This window comes from Helicobacter sp. CLO-3, assembly GCF_001854545.1.
In the GTDB taxonomy this organism is placed as follows: Bacteria; Campylobacterota; Campylobacteria; order Campylobacterales; family Helicobacteraceae; genus Helicobacter_B.
The window spans coordinates 1-17642 of record NZ_MLQN01000009.1 but is presented as its reverse complement, the minus strand read 5'-3'; the positions used below and the strand labels follow the sequence as shown (position 1 = coordinate 17642).

At 46.3% G+C, this 17642-nt stretch carries 21 protein-coding genes and 1 pseudogene; 16 read left to right on the top strand and 6 right to left on the bottom strand.

From position 1 onward, the window contains the following. Positions 1 to 46: 46 nt before the first annotated feature. The 4 genes from BKN38_RS03670 to BKN38_RS03655 form a co-directional block, all read right to left on the bottom strand. Positions 47 to 748 (bottom strand): FkbM family methyltransferase, encoded by a 702-nt coding sequence (locus tag BKN38_RS03670; RefSeq protein ID WP_082942546.1) that lies wholly within the window; start codon positions 746 to 748, stop codon positions 47 to 49. A gap of 268 nt (positions 749 to 1016) precedes the next feature. Beyond that, entirely contained in the window at positions 1017 to 1205 is a 189-nt protein-coding gene (locus BKN38_RS03665; RefSeq protein ID WP_070957691.1) for a hypothetical protein, read from the bottom strand. Positions 1206 to 1456: 251 nt separating this feature from the next. Continuing rightward, complete coding sequence (locus BKN38_RS03660; protein ID WP_066457037.1) at positions 1457 to 2911, bottom strand: ATP-binding protein; 1455 nt, start codon at positions 2909 to 2911, stop codon at positions 1457 to 1459. Then, positions 2902 to 3567, bottom strand: a complete 666-nt coding sequence (locus BKN38_RS03655; protein ID WP_066457034.1) for a response regulator transcription factor — start codon at positions 3565 to 3567, stop codon at positions 2902 to 2904. The genes BKN38_RS03660 and BKN38_RS03655 overlap by 10 nt, the downstream gene beginning before the upstream one ends. Positions 3568 to 3779: 212 nt before the next feature. Here BKN38_RS03655 and BKN38_RS11705 point away from each other — a divergent pair, with 212 nt between their 5' ends. The 3 genes from BKN38_RS11705 to BKN38_RS03640 are packed head-to-tail and all read left to right on the top strand — an operon-like array spanning position 3780 to position 5194. Beyond that, on the top strand, positions 3780 to 3908 hold the full coding sequence (locus BKN38_RS11705; protein WP_256325525.1) for a hypothetical protein: 129 nt from the start codon (positions 3780 to 3782) through the stop codon (positions 3906 to 3908). Further along, entirely contained in the window at positions 3908 to 4951 is a 1044-nt protein-coding gene (gene hemE, locus BKN38_RS03645) for a uroporphyrinogen decarboxylase (RefSeq protein ID WP_066457025.1), read from the top strand. The genes BKN38_RS11705 and hemE overlap by 1 nt, the downstream gene beginning before the upstream one ends. Positions 4952 to 4954: 3 nt before the next feature. Beyond that, positions 4955 to 5194, top strand: coding sequence for a hypothetical protein (locus BKN38_RS03640; RefSeq protein ID WP_066457021.1), 240 nt, complete (start codon positions 4955 to 4957; stop codon positions 5192 to 5194). Between the two features lie 15 nt (positions 5195 to 5209). On the opposite strand, the gene BKN38_RS11015 is transcribed toward BKN38_RS03640, so the two are convergent. After that, complete coding sequence (locus BKN38_RS11015; RefSeq protein WP_156528241.1) at positions 5210 to 5386, bottom strand: hypothetical protein; 177 nt, start codon at positions 5384 to 5386, stop codon at positions 5210 to 5212. Positions 5387 to 5526: 140 nt separating this feature from the next. Between BKN38_RS11015 and rho the strand changes: the two genes are divergently transcribed. The 8 genes from rho to BKN38_RS03605 all read left to right on the top strand — a co-directional run bounded on the left by rho (position 5527) and on the right by BKN38_RS03605 (position 12914). Next, positions 5527 to 6846, top strand: a complete 1320-nt coding sequence (rho, locus tag BKN38_RS03635) for a transcription termination factor Rho (RefSeq protein WP_066457019.1) — start codon at positions 5527 to 5529, stop codon at positions 6844 to 6846. Positions 6847 to 6855: 9 nt separating this feature from the next. Further along, a complete protein-coding gene (gene murI, locus BKN38_RS03630; protein ID WP_082942611.1) occupies positions 6856 to 7779 on the top strand; it encodes a glutamate racemase in 924 nt (307 codons plus the stop codon). Between the two features lie 152 nt (positions 7780 to 7931). Beyond that, positions 7932 to 8372: a nickel-responsive transcriptional regulator NikR gene (gene nikR, locus BKN38_RS03625; RefSeq protein ID WP_066457018.1), complete on the top strand. Its 441-nt coding sequence runs from the start codon at positions 7932 to 7934 to the stop codon at positions 8370 to 8372. Positions 8373 to 8381: 9 nt separating this feature from the next. After that, positions 8382 to 9284, top strand: a complete 903-nt coding sequence (gene nadD, locus BKN38_RS03620) for a nicotinate (nicotinamide) nucleotide adenylyltransferase (RefSeq protein WP_066457017.1) — start codon at positions 8382 to 8384, stop codon at positions 9282 to 9284. Between the two features lie 28 nt (positions 9285 to 9312). Further along, the gene (gene rsfS / locus BKN38_RS03615) at positions 9313 to 9675 is read left to right on the top strand and encodes a ribosome silencing factor (RefSeq protein WP_066457016.1); all 363 of its coding nucleotides are present in this window, start codon (positions 9313 to 9315) and stop codon (positions 9673 to 9675) included. Between the two features lie 8 nt (positions 9676 to 9683). Beyond that, complete coding sequence (locus BKN38_RS11010; protein WP_176754193.1) at positions 9684 to 9890, top strand: hypothetical protein; 207 nt, start codon at positions 9684 to 9686, stop codon at positions 9888 to 9890. Further along, positions 9821 to 10696 carry a histidinol-phosphatase gene (locus tag BKN38_RS03610; protein WP_066457013.1) on the top strand — a complete coding sequence of 292 codons (876 nt, stop codon included), beginning with the start codon at positions 9821 to 9823 and terminating at the stop codon, positions 10694 to 10696. The genes BKN38_RS11010 and BKN38_RS03610 overlap by 70 nt, the downstream gene beginning before the upstream one ends. 103 nt (positions 10697 to 10799) lie before the next feature. Continuing rightward, positions 10800 to 12914 carry a M3 family oligoendopeptidase gene (locus BKN38_RS03605; protein WP_082942610.1) on the top strand — a complete coding sequence of 705 codons (2115 nt, stop codon included), beginning with the start codon at positions 10800 to 10802 and terminating at the stop codon, positions 12912 to 12914. Between the two features lie 39 nt (positions 12915 to 12953). On the opposite strand, the gene BKN38_RS11005 is transcribed toward BKN38_RS03605, so the two are convergent. Continuing rightward, a complete protein-coding gene (locus tag BKN38_RS11005) occupies positions 12954 to 13094 on the bottom strand; it encodes a hypothetical protein (protein ID WP_156528239.1) in 141 nt (46 codons plus the stop codon). On the opposite strand from BKN38_RS11005, the gene BKN38_RS03600 reads away from it, so the two are divergent. The 5 genes and pseudogenes from BKN38_RS03600 to BKN38_RS03580 form a co-directional block, all read left to right on the top strand. Next, positions 13088 to 13612 carry a hypothetical protein gene (locus tag BKN38_RS03600; RefSeq protein WP_066457011.1) on the top strand — a complete coding sequence of 175 codons (525 nt, stop codon included), beginning with the start codon at positions 13088 to 13090 and terminating at the stop codon, positions 13610 to 13612. The genes BKN38_RS11005 and BKN38_RS03600 overlap by 7 nt on opposite strands. A gap of 71 nt (positions 13613 to 13683) precedes the next feature. Next, positions 13684 to 15405 (top strand): DUF5644 domain-containing protein, encoded by a 1722-nt coding sequence (locus tag BKN38_RS03595; RefSeq protein ID WP_066457008.1) that lies wholly within the window; start codon positions 13684 to 13686, stop codon positions 15403 to 15405. Between the two features lie 9 nt (positions 15406 to 15414). After that, positions 15415 to 15726: a hypothetical protein gene (locus BKN38_RS03590; RefSeq protein ID WP_066457002.1), complete on the top strand. Its 312-nt coding sequence runs from the start codon at positions 15415 to 15417 to the stop codon at positions 15724 to 15726. Positions 15727 to 15946: 220 nt separating this feature from the next. Continuing rightward, entirely contained in the window at positions 15947 to 17041 is a 1095-nt protein-coding gene (locus tag BKN38_RS03585; RefSeq protein ID WP_082942609.1) for a TerB family tellurite resistance protein, read from the top strand. 105 nt (positions 17042 to 17146) lie between these two features. After that, positions 17147 to 17642: pseudogene (locus BKN38_RS03580) on the top strand (hypothetical protein); the annotation flags it as partial.

Genomic DNA, 17642 nt, shown 5'->3' with positions numbered 1-17642 from the left:
TTTTTGGTAGAATCACGCAGCGTGCAACTTGCAAATATCGCAAAAATCATACTACTTCACAAAACAAGGCGGTTTCTTCAGAAATGCTTCCCTCACAAGGATGGTAAATATAAAATTTATATCCCAGATTCCAAGATTCTAGCAATGGCTTAATATCAAAAAAGTCACTCGCTTGATGATAGATGCTTATAAGCATAGCAGGCTTTTGGGTGCAAATCGTCTCTTTTGCACCTTTGATAAACTCCATCTCAAAGCCCTCTATATCGACCTTGATAAACCCAACTTCGACATTATTTTCTTTGACATAGCTATCAAGGGTTATGATTTCGACAGCTTCTTTTGTTTGTCCATAATTTATGACCATGCTGGACCCTATCCCTTGTATATTTATTTCTGCCATAGAGGGCACACTGCCAAGCGCCTTTTTGACAGGTTTTATACGCGTTGCATTATTTAGCTCAAGCGTTTTTAGCAATAGTTCATAATGACTGCTTACTGCCTCAAATGTATGGATAGTCTTATTAGTAAATTCTTGAAACACGATAGCGCTATCACCTATGAAACCGCCCACATCGATAATATCTTTTTGCTTGATTTTATCTAGCGTGCGAAGTGTATGCATTCCATGTTTGTAGAGAAATACAGATGTTTCAAATTGATTAGCTGGCAAAAAATAACCATTGTAATAATAAACATTTGGCGATAGTTCATATATTTTTGTCCGAAAGTCTTTTATTGTTTCTAGCATTTGGATTTCCTTTTCTGTCACATTAAAGTATTTAGCGCAGAATGGATTGGAAAAATATTCTTTGGTGCGATGTATTATTTTATATACTGTTTCTATGCTATCTTTATCTAAGCCTTCGCATAAAATTTTGGTTTTTTCTAGGATAACATTAGGATCTTTGGGAAATGTGCTTGCTAGAAGCCAATTGCGCCTAAGACTTGGCAACTGCTCTATTTTCTTATATCGATAAGTCTTAAAAAACGGAATCCCGCAAAATCGAAAGACAAAATCATTTTGCCCCCCCCCCCCTCAGAAGAATAGTATATTTTTTTCTTTGAAGCACGGGAATGCCAGCGATTAGCAATGTCAAAACATTATCCTTTTTTACGAGCGGTATACCAAAAATACCTCGTGTGCGCACACCACCTTTATAATCATCAAAGCGAATCGCCTTAAAAACCTTTTTCAAAATTCCCATTTTTTACTCCTTTTGAAATTTAAATTCTAAAGTTTTGCATCGTTTAGGTAGAATCTAAAAGCCACTTAGACCAATACCAAAATCCTACCCTTATGATGATGCAAATAACAAGCGCGTATTATAGCATTATTTTGCATTTTTTTTGAAATTTGTGCCCAGTCGCGCAAAATTAAAACGCAAAAAACAAAGCCACCAAATCAAAATACCATCAAAATACCATCAAAGCGCCATTAAAGCGCTATCAAACATCATCAAAACACCATGCAAAAGCAGTGCTGGCCTTGCTGGTAGTCATGCGTCAGCTTGTAGTTGTGTAGCAAAAGTATGTCATTTACGATAGAGAGCCCAAGTCCATGTCCTTGTATGCGCTCATGCTGCTCGTCGCGGAAAAATGGCTCGGTATAAAAATGCATCGGATGGCTTAGTGGCGCGCCTTTGCTCCACACGCATATCGTGTTTTTGGGCGTTTGTGGTGTTTTGCTAGTTTTGTCGCTTTGCGGTGTGATTTGCTGCGCACTGATGCGCACGCGCCCGCTTTCATCATATTTTAGCGCGTTTTCTATGAGGTTGCGAAGCGCTAAGCTTAGGAGCGCAAGATCGCCTTGTATGGGGAAGTTTTCGCCTATTTCTAGCGCGATATTGCCACTATCTTCAAACGACCTAAGCGTCTCAAATATCAGCGTCTCTACCAAAAATCGCTGCTCGATGGGCTTGATTTTCCCGCTGCTTAGCCGCTCAAAATTTAGCACATTTTCGATAAGCTTTTGCAAATCAGAAAGATAGAGCAAAATCTTATCGAGTGGCTTATTTATAGCCGGATTTTGCGCCTTCTCCACCTCGATAAAAAGGCGGATTTTGGTAAGCGGGGTTTTGAGCTCATGGCCTATGCTTTTTAGGATGAGTTCCCTTGCTTTTAGCATCTTGCTTATCTGCTCGCTCATCGTGTTAAAAGCGCCGATAAGCTCGCCTATCTCATCTTTTCTTTTGGTGCTTATTTGCAGGATTTTATCGCTATTTTGCGCTTGCGAGGAGAAATGCACCAGCGAGTCGCGCAGGGATTTTAGCGGATAGACGAGGCGCAGCGTGATAGCGCCCAGCAGCACGATTATCCCCATGAAAAACGCCAAAAACACCCAAAACTGCCTATTGGCAAAGCCATATTGTATCGGGCGCTTGGCGATTAGCTGGTAGTCTTCATAGATTATTTGGAATCCTATCTCATCTTTGGTGGTGAAAATGAGCGCGCGGATAGGGCTAGAATCCACAGAGCGCGCGTTATTGGCGCCCGCGCTGCTAGAATCTGCACCAGAATCTACATTTGCGCTAGATTCTGCGCCGCCAGAATCCAAAACACCAGAATCCGCGCCCTTAGATTCTGTATCACTAGAATCCACGCCCGCGCCAGAATCCAAAGCGCTCACACCAGATTCCACACCGCCAGAATCCACATTTGGCGTGCGATACAGCACTTCATAATCCTTTGGCAAAGAAGGGATTATTGAGAATCCAAACTGATCGCTAGCTAGGTTTGCAGAGACGAGGTTTCCCATCACTAGGTTTGGCGTGATGGTGGAGATGAGATAGATTATCTCGCTTTTGCGTATCGTGCTTGAAAGCTGATAAGAAAACACCACCGCTATCAAAATAGCACAGACAAAAATAATAACAAGCCTAAAATACAGGCTTTTTAGCAGGTTTAGAGACAAAATTTATACCCTATCCCCCAGACAGATTGCAAAAACTTCGGCTCTTTGGCGTTGTCGTTGAGCTTTATGCGAAGGTTGCGGATATGTGTATCGACGCTGCGAAGCGAGCTGTCATCGTGTATGGCGGATATGGTGTTGGCGATAGATTCTCGCGATATGGGATGCAGGCGGTTTTCTATGAGAAGCGCTAGGATGTCAAACTCTGTGTTGGTAAGCTCTAGCGGGCTATCATCCAAATATACCTGCCTTTTATCTATATCTATGCGGAGATTTTCAAACACGCTTTCTTTTGGCTTGATGCGCCTTAGCATCGCATTTATCCGCGCGATGAGTTCAGCCGGCTCATAAGGCTTAGAGAGATAGTCATCCGCGCCCTTGTCAAAGCCCTGCACTTTGTTGTAAATATCTGCGCGCGCGGAGGAGATGATGATAGGGATTTTGCTAGCTTGGCGGATTTTTTTACACAGCTCAAGCCCATCCATCTGCGGCAGCCCCAAATCTAGGATGATGAGATCTATATCATTGCGATTTTTGATGAGTTCTAGGCTTTCACTCGGCAGGCTAGAAGTGATGACTTCAAAGCCCGCTTGCGCGAGGTAGATTTTGATAAGTCCTTGAATCTCTGCATCATCTTCTATAAGCAAAATCCGCGTCATTGATGCGCTCCTTTTGGCTTTTGCGCTTTGTTTTGGGTTTGTGGCGCGCGTTGGCGTTTATTTGGTGTTTCTATGCAAACTCTATTAAGCTCTATCGTGCGCGCAATTTTAGCAATATTTTTATGAAAAAATATTTAGCCAGCAAATGCAAAACTAGATTCTGGCTAATTAAATTAATCTACCTTTGAAATTAATATACTTTGGCTACAATCTTGAGCTTGAAACTAGAGCGCGCAAGGCACAAAGCCAGCACAAAGCACAACACCAAGCGCAACATCAAGCGAGTTTGGGGGCTTTGGCTTTGTCGCGACTTTACCAAAGATATGCCAAAGGATTTGTGATGATTTTTGTCGATGCAGCATTGAGAAAGCCCACGCCCTACACGCCTACATGGCTTATGCGCCAAGCCGGACGCTATCTTAGCGAATACAAAGCCACGCGCGCCAAAGCCGGCAGTTTCCTAGACCTCTGCCAAAATGTCGCCCTGGCCACTGAAGTCACGCTCCAGCCTATCGAGATTCTCGATGTGGATGCGGCGATTTTGTTTAGTGATATTTTGGTGGTGCCGCTTGCTATGGGGCTAGAGCTTGAGTTTGTCGCGGGCGAGGGGCCTAGATTTTTATCCACCGCGCGCGACACGCTTAGCATAAACGCGCTAAAAGTAGGCGCATACCAGAATCTAAACTATGTCTATGACACCATCTCTAGCGTGCGCGCGAAGCTTGCCAAAGACAAAGCGCTCATCGGATTCTGCGGGGCGCCTTGGACGCTGGCTACTTATATGATAGAGGGCGAGGGCAGCAAATCTTACGCGCATAGCAAAAAGATGCTTTATTCTGATCCAAACCTCCTGCATAGCCTGCTTGGCAAAATCACGCAAGAGCTCATCGGCTACCTTGATATGCAGATAAAAGCGGGCGCGAATGCGGTGCAGATATTTGACTCATGGGCGGGCGCGCTCTCGCCTCGCGCGTATGTGGAGTTTGGCTGGCGCTATATGCTAGAGATAGCCAAAGCGTTGCGCCAAAAGCATCGCAACATCCCTATCATGCTTTTTCCCAAAGGTGTGGGCGCGTTTTTAGAAGAGCTAAGGCATGAGGCGGATATTTATGGTAGCGGATTTGATGTGTTTGGCGTGGATTGGGGCGTGAGTATGTCGCGTGCCAAACAGATTCTAGGTGATAAATATGTGCTGCAGGGGAACCTCGAGCCAGCCGCGCTGTATTCTTATGCGGCGATGGAGGAGGGAGTGGATGAGATACTGCGCGTGATGGGTAATCGCGAGGGGCATATATTTAACCTAGGGCATGGGATGATGCCCGATCTACCTCGCGAAAATGCGATAAAACTCGTGCAAATGATAAAAGACAAGACAAAAAGATAGCGTGTGGAATCTGCGCAGAATCTGCTTGAAATCTGCGCCAAAAGTGGATTCTGCGTAATGGATTTTTGCGCGCGCAAAGCAGAATCTAGTTTGGATTCTCGCACAAATGGATTCTTGGATTCTGACAAAGTAGATTCTAGGCGCGCTAAATCCGCGCACAAAAAAGATTTGGCACCAGAATCTAGCCCGCGCCAAAAGTTGCAAAGCCCGCACAAACCCACGCCAAACGCGCACCAAAAGTAGATTCTGCGCCAGAATCTAGCCACCACAAGCCACCCGCACCAAACACCGCGCAAGCCCCAGCGCCAAAACACTCACCAAACCGCGCAAACTCCACACAACAACCCATGCCAAACCCGCGCCAAAAGCAGATTCTACACCAGAATCTAATCCACCCCCAAACCAAAATCCCAAAACAAACGCTTGATTTTTCATTATTTTTTGCTACAATCGCATTTCTACTTTTACTTTACTTCATCTTGCTTGCGTCATCATGAGAGTATCAGCCTTAATAGATTCTCCTTTTTTGGCAGATTTCGCTAGTGCGCTTACAAGTATTACTTTAAGGAATCAAAATGGCTTCAGAACAGCAAAACAACCACAGCTCGGGCAAACGCATGCAGCACATCCCTGTAGAAGGGCATACCATCGAGGAGCTAAACCTAAAACCCATAAGCGAGCTTATCAAAATCGCTTTGAGCCTAAATATCGAGAATCCGCAAGAATTCAAGCGCCAAGATTTGGCATTTGAGATACTAAAAGCGCAAGTCTCACAAGGCGGATACATCCTATTTACCGGGATTTTAGAGATAGCACCAGATGGCTATGGCTTTTTGCGTGGCATCGATGAGACATTTACCGATGGCAAAAACAACACCTATGTAAGCCAAAGCCAAATCTATCGCTTCGCGCTAAGAAATGGCGACATAGTCACTGGGCAAGTGCGCCTGCCGCGCGAGCAAGAGCGCTACTATGCGTTGCTAAAAATCGAGGCGGTGAATTATAAATCACTAGAAGAGATGAAAAATCGCCCACTTTTTGACAATCTCACGCCACTTTTCCCCACAGAGCAGCTAAAGCTAGAATACAATCCCACAAAAGTAACCGGCAGGATGCTAGATCTTTTCAGCCCCATAGGCAAGGGACAGCGCGCGCTCATCGTAGCCCCACCGCGCACAGGTAAAACAGAGCTTATGAAAGAGCTAGCGCATGGTATCAGCCACAATCACCCAGAAGTAGAGCTTATGGTGCTGCTTGTAGATGAGCGCCCAGAGGAAGTGACTGATATGCAGCGAAGCGTGAAGGGCAGAGTGTTTAGCTCGACATTTGATTTGCCCTCAATCAATCACATCCGCGTAGCCGAGCTTGTGCTAGAGCGCGCCAAACGCGAAGTAGAAAGCGGCAAAGATGTCGTGATTTTGCTAGATTCTATCACGCGTCTAGCGCGCGCGTATAATGCAGTAACCCCGCCAAGTGGCAAGGTGCTAAGTGGTGGTGTCGATGCAAATGCGCTGCATAAGCCAAAGCGATTTTTTGGTGCGGCGCGAAATATCGAGCAAGGCGGCAGTCTGACTATCATCGCCACTGCGCTTATAGAGACTGGCTCGCGCATGGATGAGGTGATATTTGAAGAGTTTAAAGGCACGGGAAATGCTGAAATCGTGCTAGCGCGCAACATCGCTGATCGCAGAATCTACCCTGCCTTTGACATCCTCAAATCCGGCACGCGCAAAGATGAGCTGCTGCTTGGCAAAGACAAGCTTACCAAAGTGTGGATGCTTCGTAGCGTGATGCAGCAAATGGATGACATCGAGGCGCTCACCTTCATCTACTCCAAAATGCAAAAAACAAAAGACAATGAAGAATTCCTAAACAAAATGAATGAGAAAGAATAAGCAAACGCCATGAAACGCGCTCATGCAAAAAAGAATTTTGACGCTTTAGATTCTGTGCGAGAATCTAAGGACGCGCAAAAAGCCAAAAAAGGCGCGCGCCAAATCCCAGAATCTAAAAATGCATTAGAATCCAAATCCGCGCCAAAGTCTCTAAAACTCGGCATTTTTGATAGCGGCGTGGGCGGGCTAAGCGTGGCAAAAAGCGTGCTAGAATCTAGGATTTTTTCCGAAGTCGTGTATTATGGCGACACCGCGCGCGTGCCTTATGGTGTCAAAGACGCACAGACTATCATCAGATTTTCCCTCGAAGCGCTGGACTTTTTCAAAGAACAGCGCGTAGATATGCTAATCGTTGCTTGCAACACCGCAAGCGCCTACGCGCTAGATGCGCTTAAAAATAGCGCGCCTTTTCCAGTCATCGGCGTGGTGGAGCCGGGCGTGCTAGCGCGGATAAATGCCTGCAAAAACAAAGAATCCACCACGCTCATCCTTGGCACCAAAGCCACCATAACTTCTGGTGTGTATCAGCATCTGCTAAAAGAGGCGGGATTTAGCCGACTATGCGCCGTGCCTACAGGGCTGCTTGTGCCAATAGTCGAGGAGGGCTTGTATAAAAGCCACTCGGGCGCTAAGATTTTGCGCGCGAGTTTGGAGCACTATCTTGCACCCTTTTTGCGCTGCATAGAGCTGGATAATCGCGCACCTGACACGATAATCCTAGGCTGCACGCATTTTCCATTTATCGCTAAAGAGATAGGCGAATTTTTTGGCGAGAAATCTATCCTTATCCATTCTGGCGATGCGATAGTGGAGTATCTAGAATCCACGCACGCGCTGCAAACCTCGCGCTTTGGGCAGACAAGTATAGAGTTTTTTGCCTCTAGTGATGTGGAGGGACTCAAAGCTAGGGCGGCGCTGTGGCTTGAGATGTAATTGGATTCTAGATTTTGCGCTTCGAGATTTTGTGTTTTTGGCGGGCGCGCTAGATTTTTGATTTTTGCGCGTTTTAGATTCTCAATCGCGCCAAAATCCAAAATTTAGCAGAATCCAAAATCCAAAAACCAAAGCTTTCTTAAGGAGTTTTGATGAAAAAAGATGAAAATAAAGTGGTGCGATTTTCCATATCACTAGAGCCAAACCTGCTTGCCCTCCTAGACACGCGCTTTTTACACAAAGGCTACTCATCGCGCTCCGAGCTTGTGCGCGACCTCATCCGCCAGCGGCTTGTCGAGGAGCAGTGGAAGGACAAAAACGAGATACAAAACGCCGTGCTAGTCATCGTCTATGACCACCACCAGCGCGAGCTAAACCAGCGCATCATCGACATCCAGCACAAAGCCGGGCATGAGGGGCTAGAAATCCTCTGCTCTACGCATGTGCATATCGATCTTTGCAACTGCCTAGAGACTATCATTTTGCGCGGGATGGCGCAGCAAATCGAGCAGTTTGCGCTGGATTTGGCGGGGCTTAGGGGCGTGAAGTTTAGCAAGCTTACGCGCGCTAGCAAGTTTAGCGATACGATTTAGGGCTGGTGCGTGGCTTTGGCTAGATGGGCGGGTGGCGTGGAATCTGAAGCGGAATCTAGTTTTTTAGATTCTAGCAGATTGGCTGGCGATTTGGATTCTAGCTTAGATTTTGATTTGGATTCTAGCGCGGTGGATTCTGGCGCGGATGCGAGATTAGATTCTGGCGTGCGATCGCGCATTTTGCCTATCGTGCTTTTTGGCGGGAGCTTTGATCCGCCGCATTTAGGGCATGTGAAAATCATAAAGGCACTTTGTGAGAATCCTAGCATAGTGCGCGTTATCATTATCCCAGCATTTTGCAATCCTTTTAAATCCGCGCCGATTGCGCCCATCGCTAAGCGTATAGAATGGCTTAAGCGCGCGTGTGAGGGGCTAGCAAAAGCGCAAGTGAGTGACATCGAGCAAAGGCGCGCCAAAATGATGTATGCGATAGAGTGGATAGAGCATTTTCGCGCGGAGTTTGGCGCGAAGGCGGATGAGAAAATCATTTTGGCGCTTGGCGCGGATGCGCTCGCAAGTTTGCATAAATGGAAAGATGCGGATAAAATCGCCAAGCTTGCCTGCGTGCTGCCTATCACTAGAGAATCTGCGTTTCTAGATTCTAGGATTTTAGATTCTGGCGACATCATCGCAAGCGCGCAAAAAAAAGGCTTCATCTGTCTAAAGCCTTTAGATATAGATGCGCCTATCTCATCTAGCGAATTGCGCGCGGCTATCAAATCATATAAGACAAGCGAAGCGCAAAAAGCAAACAAAGCGCGCCCAGAATCTAAAAATATAGAATCTAAAAATATAGAATCCAAAAGCGCGGAATCTAAAAACGCAGATTCTGCCAAATTAGAATCCAGCGCAGATTCTATCACCAAATGGCTCATCCCCAATATCGCAGCAGAAATACTAAAAATATACTAAAATACCACATCACAAACAAAGGAAAAAAATGGATACATCGCTAAAAAAGCGCACGCAAGACATAATCGATGCGCTAGATGAGAAAAAGGCGCAGGATATCGCGGTGTTTGATTTGCAAGCGCGCGATTATATCACCGATAGCGTCATCATCGCTACTGCTATGGCTGGCAAGCATTCTTTCGCGCTGCTAGATCATCTAAAAACGACTTTTAAGCCAAAGGGCGAGGTGTTTTATAGCACGGATGAGGAGAGCGAGGATTGGCTGATTGCGGATTTGGGCGAGATTATGGTGCATATTTTTACAGAAAATACGCGCAAAAGGTTTAATCTCGAGGAGTTTTTGGAGCAGTATTTTTTGAATGATAAAAATAAGGGGCAAAACGCGGATTAGATTCTGGATTGGATTCTAGGCATGCCAAAATTTGGGCGCGATTATGCGCGGGCAAAATCCTGCAAAAACTAGAATCTAAAAACGCAAAATCTAAAACCGCGCCAAACACAAAACCGCGCCACCACCGCCAAATCAAAGGAAAAATATGCGTATCGATTTGCATAACCACACGCCAAGATGCAACCACGCCAGCGGCACGCCCGCCCTCTATCTAGCGCGCGCTAGGGAGCTAGGCATAGATGTGTATGGCTTTGCTTGCCATGCGCCTATGGCGTTTGATGAAAAATATCGCATGAAGCTAGATGAGCTAGAATCCTATATCGCAGAAATCCGCGCACTGCAAAAGCAATATGAGGCAAGCGACAGCGCGCAAAAAGAGCAAGGCACACAAAAAGAGCGAGACACGCAAAGCGCGCCAAAAGAGTCAAAAGATAAAAGCGCGCATGATATGAAGGTGCTTTGCGGGCTGGAGGTGGATTTTATCGATGGCAGGGAGGATTTGATAGAGCCTAGTGTATTGAGTGCGGATTTGGATTATCTCGTGGGTTCGGTGCATTTTCTAGGCGAATGGGGATTTGACAATCCAGAATTCATCGGCGAATATGCCAAAAGAGATATGCATGCGTGCTGGGAAGACTATCTAAACGCTATCCAGAAAATGGCAGAATCTGGGCTTTTCCAGATAGTAGGGCATATGGATTTGCTAAAGATTTTTGGCAACAAAATGCCAGACTCGCTCGCCCCGCGCCTTGATGCCGCGCTAGAATCCATCGCGCGCGCAAAGATGAGTATCGAGATAAACTCCGCGGGGCTTCGCAAACAGGTGCGAGAAATCTATCCTAGCAAGGCGATTTTGCAAAAGGCGTTTGCACTAGGCATACCCATCACTTTTGGCTCGGACGCACACAGCCTCGAGCAGGTGGGCTATGGCTATGATAAATGCGTCGCACTTGCCAAATCAGTGGGTTACACGCACTGCAACATATATGAGAAAAAGCGCGCGATAAGCGTGGCGATATAGTGCTTTTGCGCGCGATTTTATCGTGCGATATTTTTGCGCATGGTGCGCCAAGCGCGTAAATTTATGCTAGAATATGGGCGTAAATTTAATAAAAAGGCGCAAAATGTCAGAAAATCAAAAAAAGCCACTCAAATCTAGCACAAAAACCGCGACAAAAACAAGCAAAACTACCAGCGCAAAAACCATAAGCACAAAAGCCAAATCCGCAGCAACGCCCGCCAAAGCCAACGCAAAATCCAAAGCCGCGAGCGCAAAAGTAGATTCTGCTAAAAGTGCTAGCAAAAGCGCAAAAGCTGGCAAAAAAGCAGAATCTAGCGCAAAAGCGCCCGCAAAAGCGAGCAAAACAGCCAGCACAAAATCTGCCACAAAAACCACCACAAAATCCCCTGCTAGCCACACTCGCCACACTTGGAATCTAAAACCACTTTTCGCTTCAAACAAAGCCCTAGAATCCTACACCACCGAGACCAAAACGCTTGTAGCAAAGTTTGAAAAACGCTATGCAGGCAAGCTAAAATCGCTAGATTCTGGCGCATTTTTGGCTTCTTTGAAAGAATACGAGAATCTCATCGAGCGCATCTCGCGTGTGATGACTTACGCGTTTTTGGTGTTTGCCGAGGATACGAGCAAGGGCGGATTTTATAGCGGATATGAAAGCAAGTGCAATGAAATCTATGAGTCGCTGGTGTTTTATGAGCTGGAGTTTGTGGGGCTTGACTCTGCGCTGCAAAAGGCATTTATCAAAGATTCTGGTGCGTATAGCTTTTTCTTGCAAAATCTCGTGGCAAAAAAGGCGCATCATTTGGATTTGAGCGCAGAAAAGGTGCTGGTGGCGACTTCTAGCGTGGGTGTGGGCGCGTTTTCTAGGCTGTTTGATGAGTATTTGGCGAGGCTAAAAATAGGTGCTGAGCAAAAAAGCGAAGAAGAGATTCTAGCCCTGCTTCATCACGCCGATCGCAAAATCCGCAAAAAAGCGCAAAAAGAGTTTAGCGCCACGCTGCAAAATGACGCCAGCAGCCTGCTTTTGCCCTATGTGCTAAATATGGTGCGAAAAGATCTAAGCATCAGCACAAAGCTTAGAAAATATGAAAACAAAGAATCTTTCCGCCACATCGCCAACCAAACCACGCAAAAAAGTGTGGATGCAATGATAGATAGCGTGAATAGGCATTTTCACATCGTGCATGACTACTACACGATAAAATCAAGCATCCTAGGCTACAAGCTAAAAGACTATGACAGATATGCGCCAATTTTTGCCGGCGTGCAAGAATCTAAAAAAGCAGAATCTAGCGCCAAAAATGCAGACGCCAAATCCGCCAGCGCAATAAGCAGCAATGATATGGATTATGAAAGCGCATTGGAACTCGTGATAGAGACTTATAGCGAGTTTAGCGCGCCATTTGGCGAGATCATCAAAAAAGCCGCCAAAGAAGGCTGGGTGAGCTCACATCCCATGCCAAATAAGCGCGGCGGCGCGTTTAGCCATGGTAGCGTGCCAAGCGCGCATCCCTTTGTGCTGCTAAACTGGACGGGCAATCGCCGCGATGCTTTCACGCTCGCCCATGAGTTTGGACACGCGATACACCAAGAGCTAAGCAAACGCGTAGGCTGTCTCAACCACGACACACCGCTTACAACCGCCGAGACTGCATCGGTGTTTGGCGAGATGCTGCTTTTTGACTATCTCAAACCCCGCCTCGCGCGCAAAGAGCTGCTAGGAATCTATGCGGCAAAGCTAGAGGATATTTTCTCGACACTTTTTCGCCAAGTGGTGATGACAAATTTTGAGCGCGCGATACATGCAAGCGAGGAGGAGCTAAGTTTGCAGGATTTTGATAGAATCTGGCGCGCAGAAAATGAAAAAATGTTTGGCAAAAGCCTAAAACTCACCAAAAAATATAATCGCTGGTGGAGCTATATCCCGCATTTCATACATTCGCCATTTTATTGCTATGCGTATAGCTTCGGGCAGCTGCTAGTGCTGGCACTCTTTGGGCTGTATAAAAGTGGCAAATGCAAAAATTTCGTCGCGCTTTATACGCAGTTTTTGAGTGCTGGGGGGAGCAAATCGCCAAAAGAGCTTATCAAAAGCTTTGGCTTTAATATCGAGGATAAGGAGTTTTGGGCGATAGGGCTAAAAGAGGTGCAAAATATGCTAAAAGAGTTTAAAACGCTATTAGATTCTGAAGGCATCAAATACGCGGGCAAAAGATAAAAAATAAAGCAGAATCTAAAAGTGCGCAAAAGGCAGAATCTAAAGCGCGTTAAAATCCAAAGCGTGATGAAAGCTAGAATCTAAAGGCGCGCTAAAACCAAAAAGCCAGAATCTAAACACCAAAATCCACCAAACACAAAAACTTAAAAACGCAAAACCAAAAAGGAGCAAAAATGCCACGATACACGCCAAGCCAAGCGCATGAGAGCGCTTATGATGGTCTTTGCATACAGCTTTTGAGTATTTATCGGCAGGTTGGCAGGCATTTTTCTATCATTTGCGATATGCAAAAAGCGACTTTTGACCCCCCGCTTTCTATGGAAAATATGCGACAATTTGGCAGTATGAGCCATTTTATCATCTCTGGGGCGACATTTGAGAGCTTTGAGCTGTATAAAGACCCGCTGGAGCGGTATTGGGCGCAGTTTTTGGTGGGGCTTGGCGCTAGTGGCGAAAGCGTGCGTGTGCGCGTGCGGATAAGCGGAATCTATCAGATAATCCTCCACATACAAGGCAGAGAGATAGCGACTTTTACGCGCATAGATTCTGCGGCGGTGTTTGGCGAGGCAAGCGGGATACCAAAAGATGCGCGCGCTAAAGAGGCGGATTTTAGCGATGATGAGAAAGAATCACTGCGCGCGATACTCTCCAGCACGCACAATCGCAATGTTTTTGAGAATCTAAAGCCCAAACCATAGAATTTTTGATACAATCCTAGATTTAGATTATGTGTATGTGTTTTTGTGGATTTATATTTTAGGAGGTGGCTATGCGCTCGGTAAATTTGCAGATTTTTCGCTTTTGCGCGACTAAGGATTATGAATACTACTTCCAGCGCATAAACTTGCCCTATGATGAGCGCATGATGCTTTTTGGCGCGCTAGAATCTATAAGCAACGCTAGCAACACTGGCGATGCTTTGGGCTTTGACAAATCGCTTGGCTTGCGCGTAAATGGGCTATGTGTGCTAGAAGATGTGGGCGTGGCGGATTTGGTGCGCGATTTTGGCGAGGATCTGCTCCTAGAGCCGCTAAGCCAAAAATACGCGACAAAGGATTTGATCCTTGATAAAGAAGCGATGTTTGCGCAATATGATGAGTTTTTTGCCGCGCATGATTTTATAAAACCTAGCCATCGGTATGATTTGCATAGATTTTTGTATGCCAATACCTTGTCTTCGCAGAGCAATCCGTCGTATTTGGGCGATGGATTTTTCTTATACATCCGCTGGCTTTTGGAGCTGTATCCTACGCATTTTGACGCGCTACTAGAATCTATCGCGCACCCGCAAAATGGCGTGATGAGCTATGCGCCGCTAGATAGGCTCATCTATGCGCCAAGCGGCAAGGGCGCGCAAATCACCAAAGAGATAAATGAACTCATAAGGCATGTCGCGCGCTTTGGGCGGCATGAAGGGCAGGAAGGGCGCGCGTGGCTTAGTGCTATCTCAAAGCTTTATAGTAAGCCAAAGGGGCTGGAATCTAGCGCGGATTTGAGCGGTGTGGTGGAAAATGCTGAAGCGCCAAAAAATAGCGCGGATTCTGCGCGCAAATATATGGTGTTTGACGCGTATGAGATAAAAGAGGCGAAATCTTTGGTGCTAAGCACCAAAGCCCTTTTGCGCGCGCTTGATTTGTCATTGTGCGAAGAAGGCGCAGCGGGCGCAAATACAGAATCTAAAAAGGCGGATTCTAAAAAAATAGATTCTGGCACTTTGCTCCCACTGCTAGGCTATTTTGGCGAGATTTTGGATGATGAGGCTTGCGCGCGCGTGATAGCGCATAATCTTAGCGTGGCGTTAGATTGTGGCGCGGTTTTGGTGTTTGGCGATTTGGATAGCTTTTTGCGCGTAGAATCTATGCTGCAAAACATTTCACAAAAGCGCATAAATGCCTGCTTCCAAGCCCTGCTAGCGCGCCACTCGCTAGAATCCATCGCCAAAAGCTTTTGCTACATTGGCGATATTATTTATAACAATCGCGAGAGATTTGCCAGCGCGCCAAAGGCAGAATGCCTGCAAAGCGCGCATTTTGTGCTTTATCCTAGCTATACGCCAAATGTGGCGACACAAGCAAAAGCTAGCAAGAATACAGACAAAAGCGCAAGCAAAAATAAAGAAGTCGCAACTTACGCGCGCGCCTTATCGCAAGGGTTTTTAGCCGCTATCACTAGCGCAAAATGGCTCAATATCGCAGAATCTAGGCAGGATTTTTCGCATTTGGAGCCTTACAATAGCGAATATTATTTAAAAGAATCTGCTAGAATGCGCTTTTGTGGAATCGATGTCGGCGCTAGCGCGCTGGTGGTGGCTAGCATCGCGCTTTTTAGGGCGTTTGACACGCAAGCGCACAAGGCTTCAAAAGCGCTTGGGCGCGATACAGACGCGACGCCAGCGCTGTTTTTGCCACAAGTGGCACTGCTAGCACTTGGGATAAATGACGCCAAAGCGCTTGGCTTGCAGTATCACAAACTCGCATTTAAGGTATTTTAGGATCGCTGCGTGAAGACTTTTCTAAAGATTTTGCTAGCTTCTTTGATAGCGGGCGTGTGGCATCAGATAGATAGCAGCTCGGGTGGCGTGGCTATCGCGCTGTTTCTTTTCACGCTCGCAGTGCTTCTCATGAGCCCCGTAAAGTTTCAATCGCCCGAAAAACGCGAGGAATACATACAGCAGCTGCGCGACAAAAAAGAGCGCAAAATGGCAATCGCGCTCAAGCAAAAAGAGGAGCGCGCGCGGCTAAGGAAAGAGAAGCAGGATAGGGAAGAGCAGGAGAAAAAGGAATTTCAAGAGCGCATGAAAAAGAATAAATAGCGGCGAGTTTGCGCTAAATGCGCGCCCAAAGTGTGTGTCAAGTGCCGTGTCAAAGCATGCGCTAAATATACGCCAAATATGCACTAAGGCGCGGCTAGATTCTGGATTCTAAGCGAGAATCTAGAATCGAGAATCTAGCCGATGCAATGTGACACATAGCAAAGCGCCAAAGCGCGCAAATCTAAATAAATCTCAAATCTAAGCTTAAAGGAAGTAACACATGATGAGTATAGTATTGATGATATTAGCGGGCGTGGTGGTGTATTATCTCTACCAGACGCTGCAAGAATACCTCAAAAACCCGCACGCAAGCAACCCCCAGCCAAACACCTACCCAGAATACACTATCGATGATATGGGCGAGAATCCTTACTATGCGCAAAGCCCGCTAGAAAAGCTCAAAAACTCCTATGCAGGCGCTAGCGTGGCGATGCTAGCGAAGCTTTTGCAAGCAGGGATCGTGTCGGATTCTGCGAAAATCGTCGAGAAAGTGGGCGAAAAGGCGGGCGCGGAATCTAGCGTGGCAGAATCTGTGAGTGCTGTGGATTCTGTCGCAAAAGTAGATTCTAGCGCAAAATCTAACCAAAGCCAAAACGCACCAGAATCCACCGCCGCCGCCAAAACAATAGCAAATAAAACCACCATAAGCCTTTTGCAACAAGCCATCATCTATGATTTTATAAAAACCATCGCCACCTCGCCAAAACAAGAAGCCGAGCTGTTTAGTCTGCTTTGCCAATACGCGCCAAAAGATGTCATATCTAGCACAATAATCGCGCAAGAAAATACCCAAAACAAAGCCAAATCAAGCGATATGGATTCTAGGGATGTAGATTCTGGAGATACAAGCGCCAGCGCATACACCAATGACACAAGCGCAGACGACGCAGATTCTAGCGAGTCTATCGCAAAGCTAGCAGAAATTTTCCTAGATAACACCTATGGCGAGTATAAAAAGCGCTTGTATTTCGTGGGCGTGCTGCTGGAGCTTGCGTGGAGCGATGGCGAGCTGAATACCAAGGAGCAGGATATTATCCTAGATATCGCGGCGTTTTTGGATATTGAAAATGATGATTTCAACGCGCTTTATGATAGCTTCGAGCGGCTTGATGTGGGCGCGCGCGATGATGAGGCGGTGGCGGCGTTTAAGCAGGCGTTGCAAAGCGCAGAATCTAGCAAGATAAAAACGCCACAAGATGCCTTCATATCCCAAGTCGCCAAGCTAAGCGCCAAAGCGCGCTCCAAAGACACGCCACAATCCGAGCTTCTAGCAAACCTCTGGAATCTCCAAAAGGCATATGGTGAAATCGCATAAGCAAATCGCGCCAAGTGCGAAGCGGCCAAATAGGTGCATAAGCGCAAATGCTAAAAGTTGCAAATCTTGCAATTTTATTTAACCCAAAAAATTTAAGGAATTTTAATGCTTTTTACAAGTTATGCTTTTATCGCGCTTGTTGTTATCACCTTTGGGCTGTATTATCTAAATGTGTTGCGGCGCGCGCAGGTGTGGATTCTAATCATTGCTAGTTTTATTTTTTATGCTTACGGACAGCCGATTTTATTAGCACTTCTTTTTATTTCCGCTTCGATTAATGCAATCGCTAGCTATCAAGTCACTTTCGCGCCGAGCTTAGCGCGCAAAAGGCTTTATGCGTGGCTTGGCGTGGGGGTAAATCTCGCGGTGCTGGCGTTTTTCAAATACAGCCCGCTTTTTGGTAGAGCGATAGAATCTTTTACCAGCGCGCAAGGCATCGGCGAATTTCTCATAAACATCCCGTTACCTGTGGGAATCTCATTTTACACCTTTCAAGGCATTAGCTTGGTGGTGGATTTGTATAGAGATAGCACCAAAACATCATGTGCCACGCAAGCCGCCACAAGCGCCAGCCCTAGCCCTAACATAGTGGGGGGGCTGT

Coding starts and splice junctions, on each gene's coding strand:
- BKN38_RS03670 (WP_082942546.1), bottom strand. CDS start 748: ATGCTAGAAACAATAAAAGACTTTCGGACAAAAATATATGAACTATCG.
- BKN38_RS03665 (WP_070957691.1), bottom strand. CDS start 1,205: ATGGGAATTTTGAAAAAGGTTTTTAAGGCGATTCGCTTTGATGATTAT.
- BKN38_RS03655 (WP_066457034.1), bottom strand. CDS start 3,567: ATGACGCGGATTTTGCTTATAGAAGATGATGCAGAGATTCAAGGACTT.
- hemE (WP_066457025.1), top strand. CDS start 3,908: ATGATTTTTGTCGATGCAGCATTGAGAAAGCCCACGCCCTACACGCCT.
- BKN38_RS11015 (WP_156528241.1), bottom strand. CDS start 5,386: ATGAAAAATCAAGCGTTTGTTTTGGGATTTTGGTTTGGGGGTGGATTA.
- rho (WP_066457019.1), top strand. CDS start 5,527: ATGGCTTCAGAACAGCAAAACAACCACAGCTCGGGCAAACGCATGCAG.
- murI (WP_082942611.1), top strand. CDS start 6,856: ATGAAACGCGCTCATGCAAAAAAGAATTTTGACGCTTTAGATTCTGTG.
- nikR (WP_066457018.1), top strand. CDS start 7,932: ATGAAAAAAGATGAAAATAAAGTGGTGCGATTTTCCATATCACTAGAG.
- rsfS (WP_066457016.1), top strand. CDS start 9,313: ATGGATACATCGCTAAAAAAGCGCACGCAAGACATAATCGATGCGCTA.
- BKN38_RS03610 (WP_066457013.1), top strand. CDS start 9,821: ATGCGTATCGATTTGCATAACCACACGCCAAGATGCAACCACGCCAGC.
- BKN38_RS03605 (WP_082942610.1), top strand. CDS start 10,800: ATGTCAGAAAATCAAAAAAAGCCACTCAAATCTAGCACAAAAACCGCG.
- BKN38_RS03600 (WP_066457011.1), top strand. CDS start 13,088: ATGCCACGATACACGCCAAGCCAAGCGCATGAGAGCGCTTATGATGGT.
- BKN38_RS03595 (WP_066457008.1), top strand. CDS start 13,684: ATGCGCTCGGTAAATTTGCAGATTTTTCGCTTTTGCGCGACTAAGGAT.
- BKN38_RS03585 (WP_082942609.1), top strand. CDS start 15,947: ATGATGAGTATAGTATTGATGATATTAGCGGGCGTGGTGGTGTATTAT.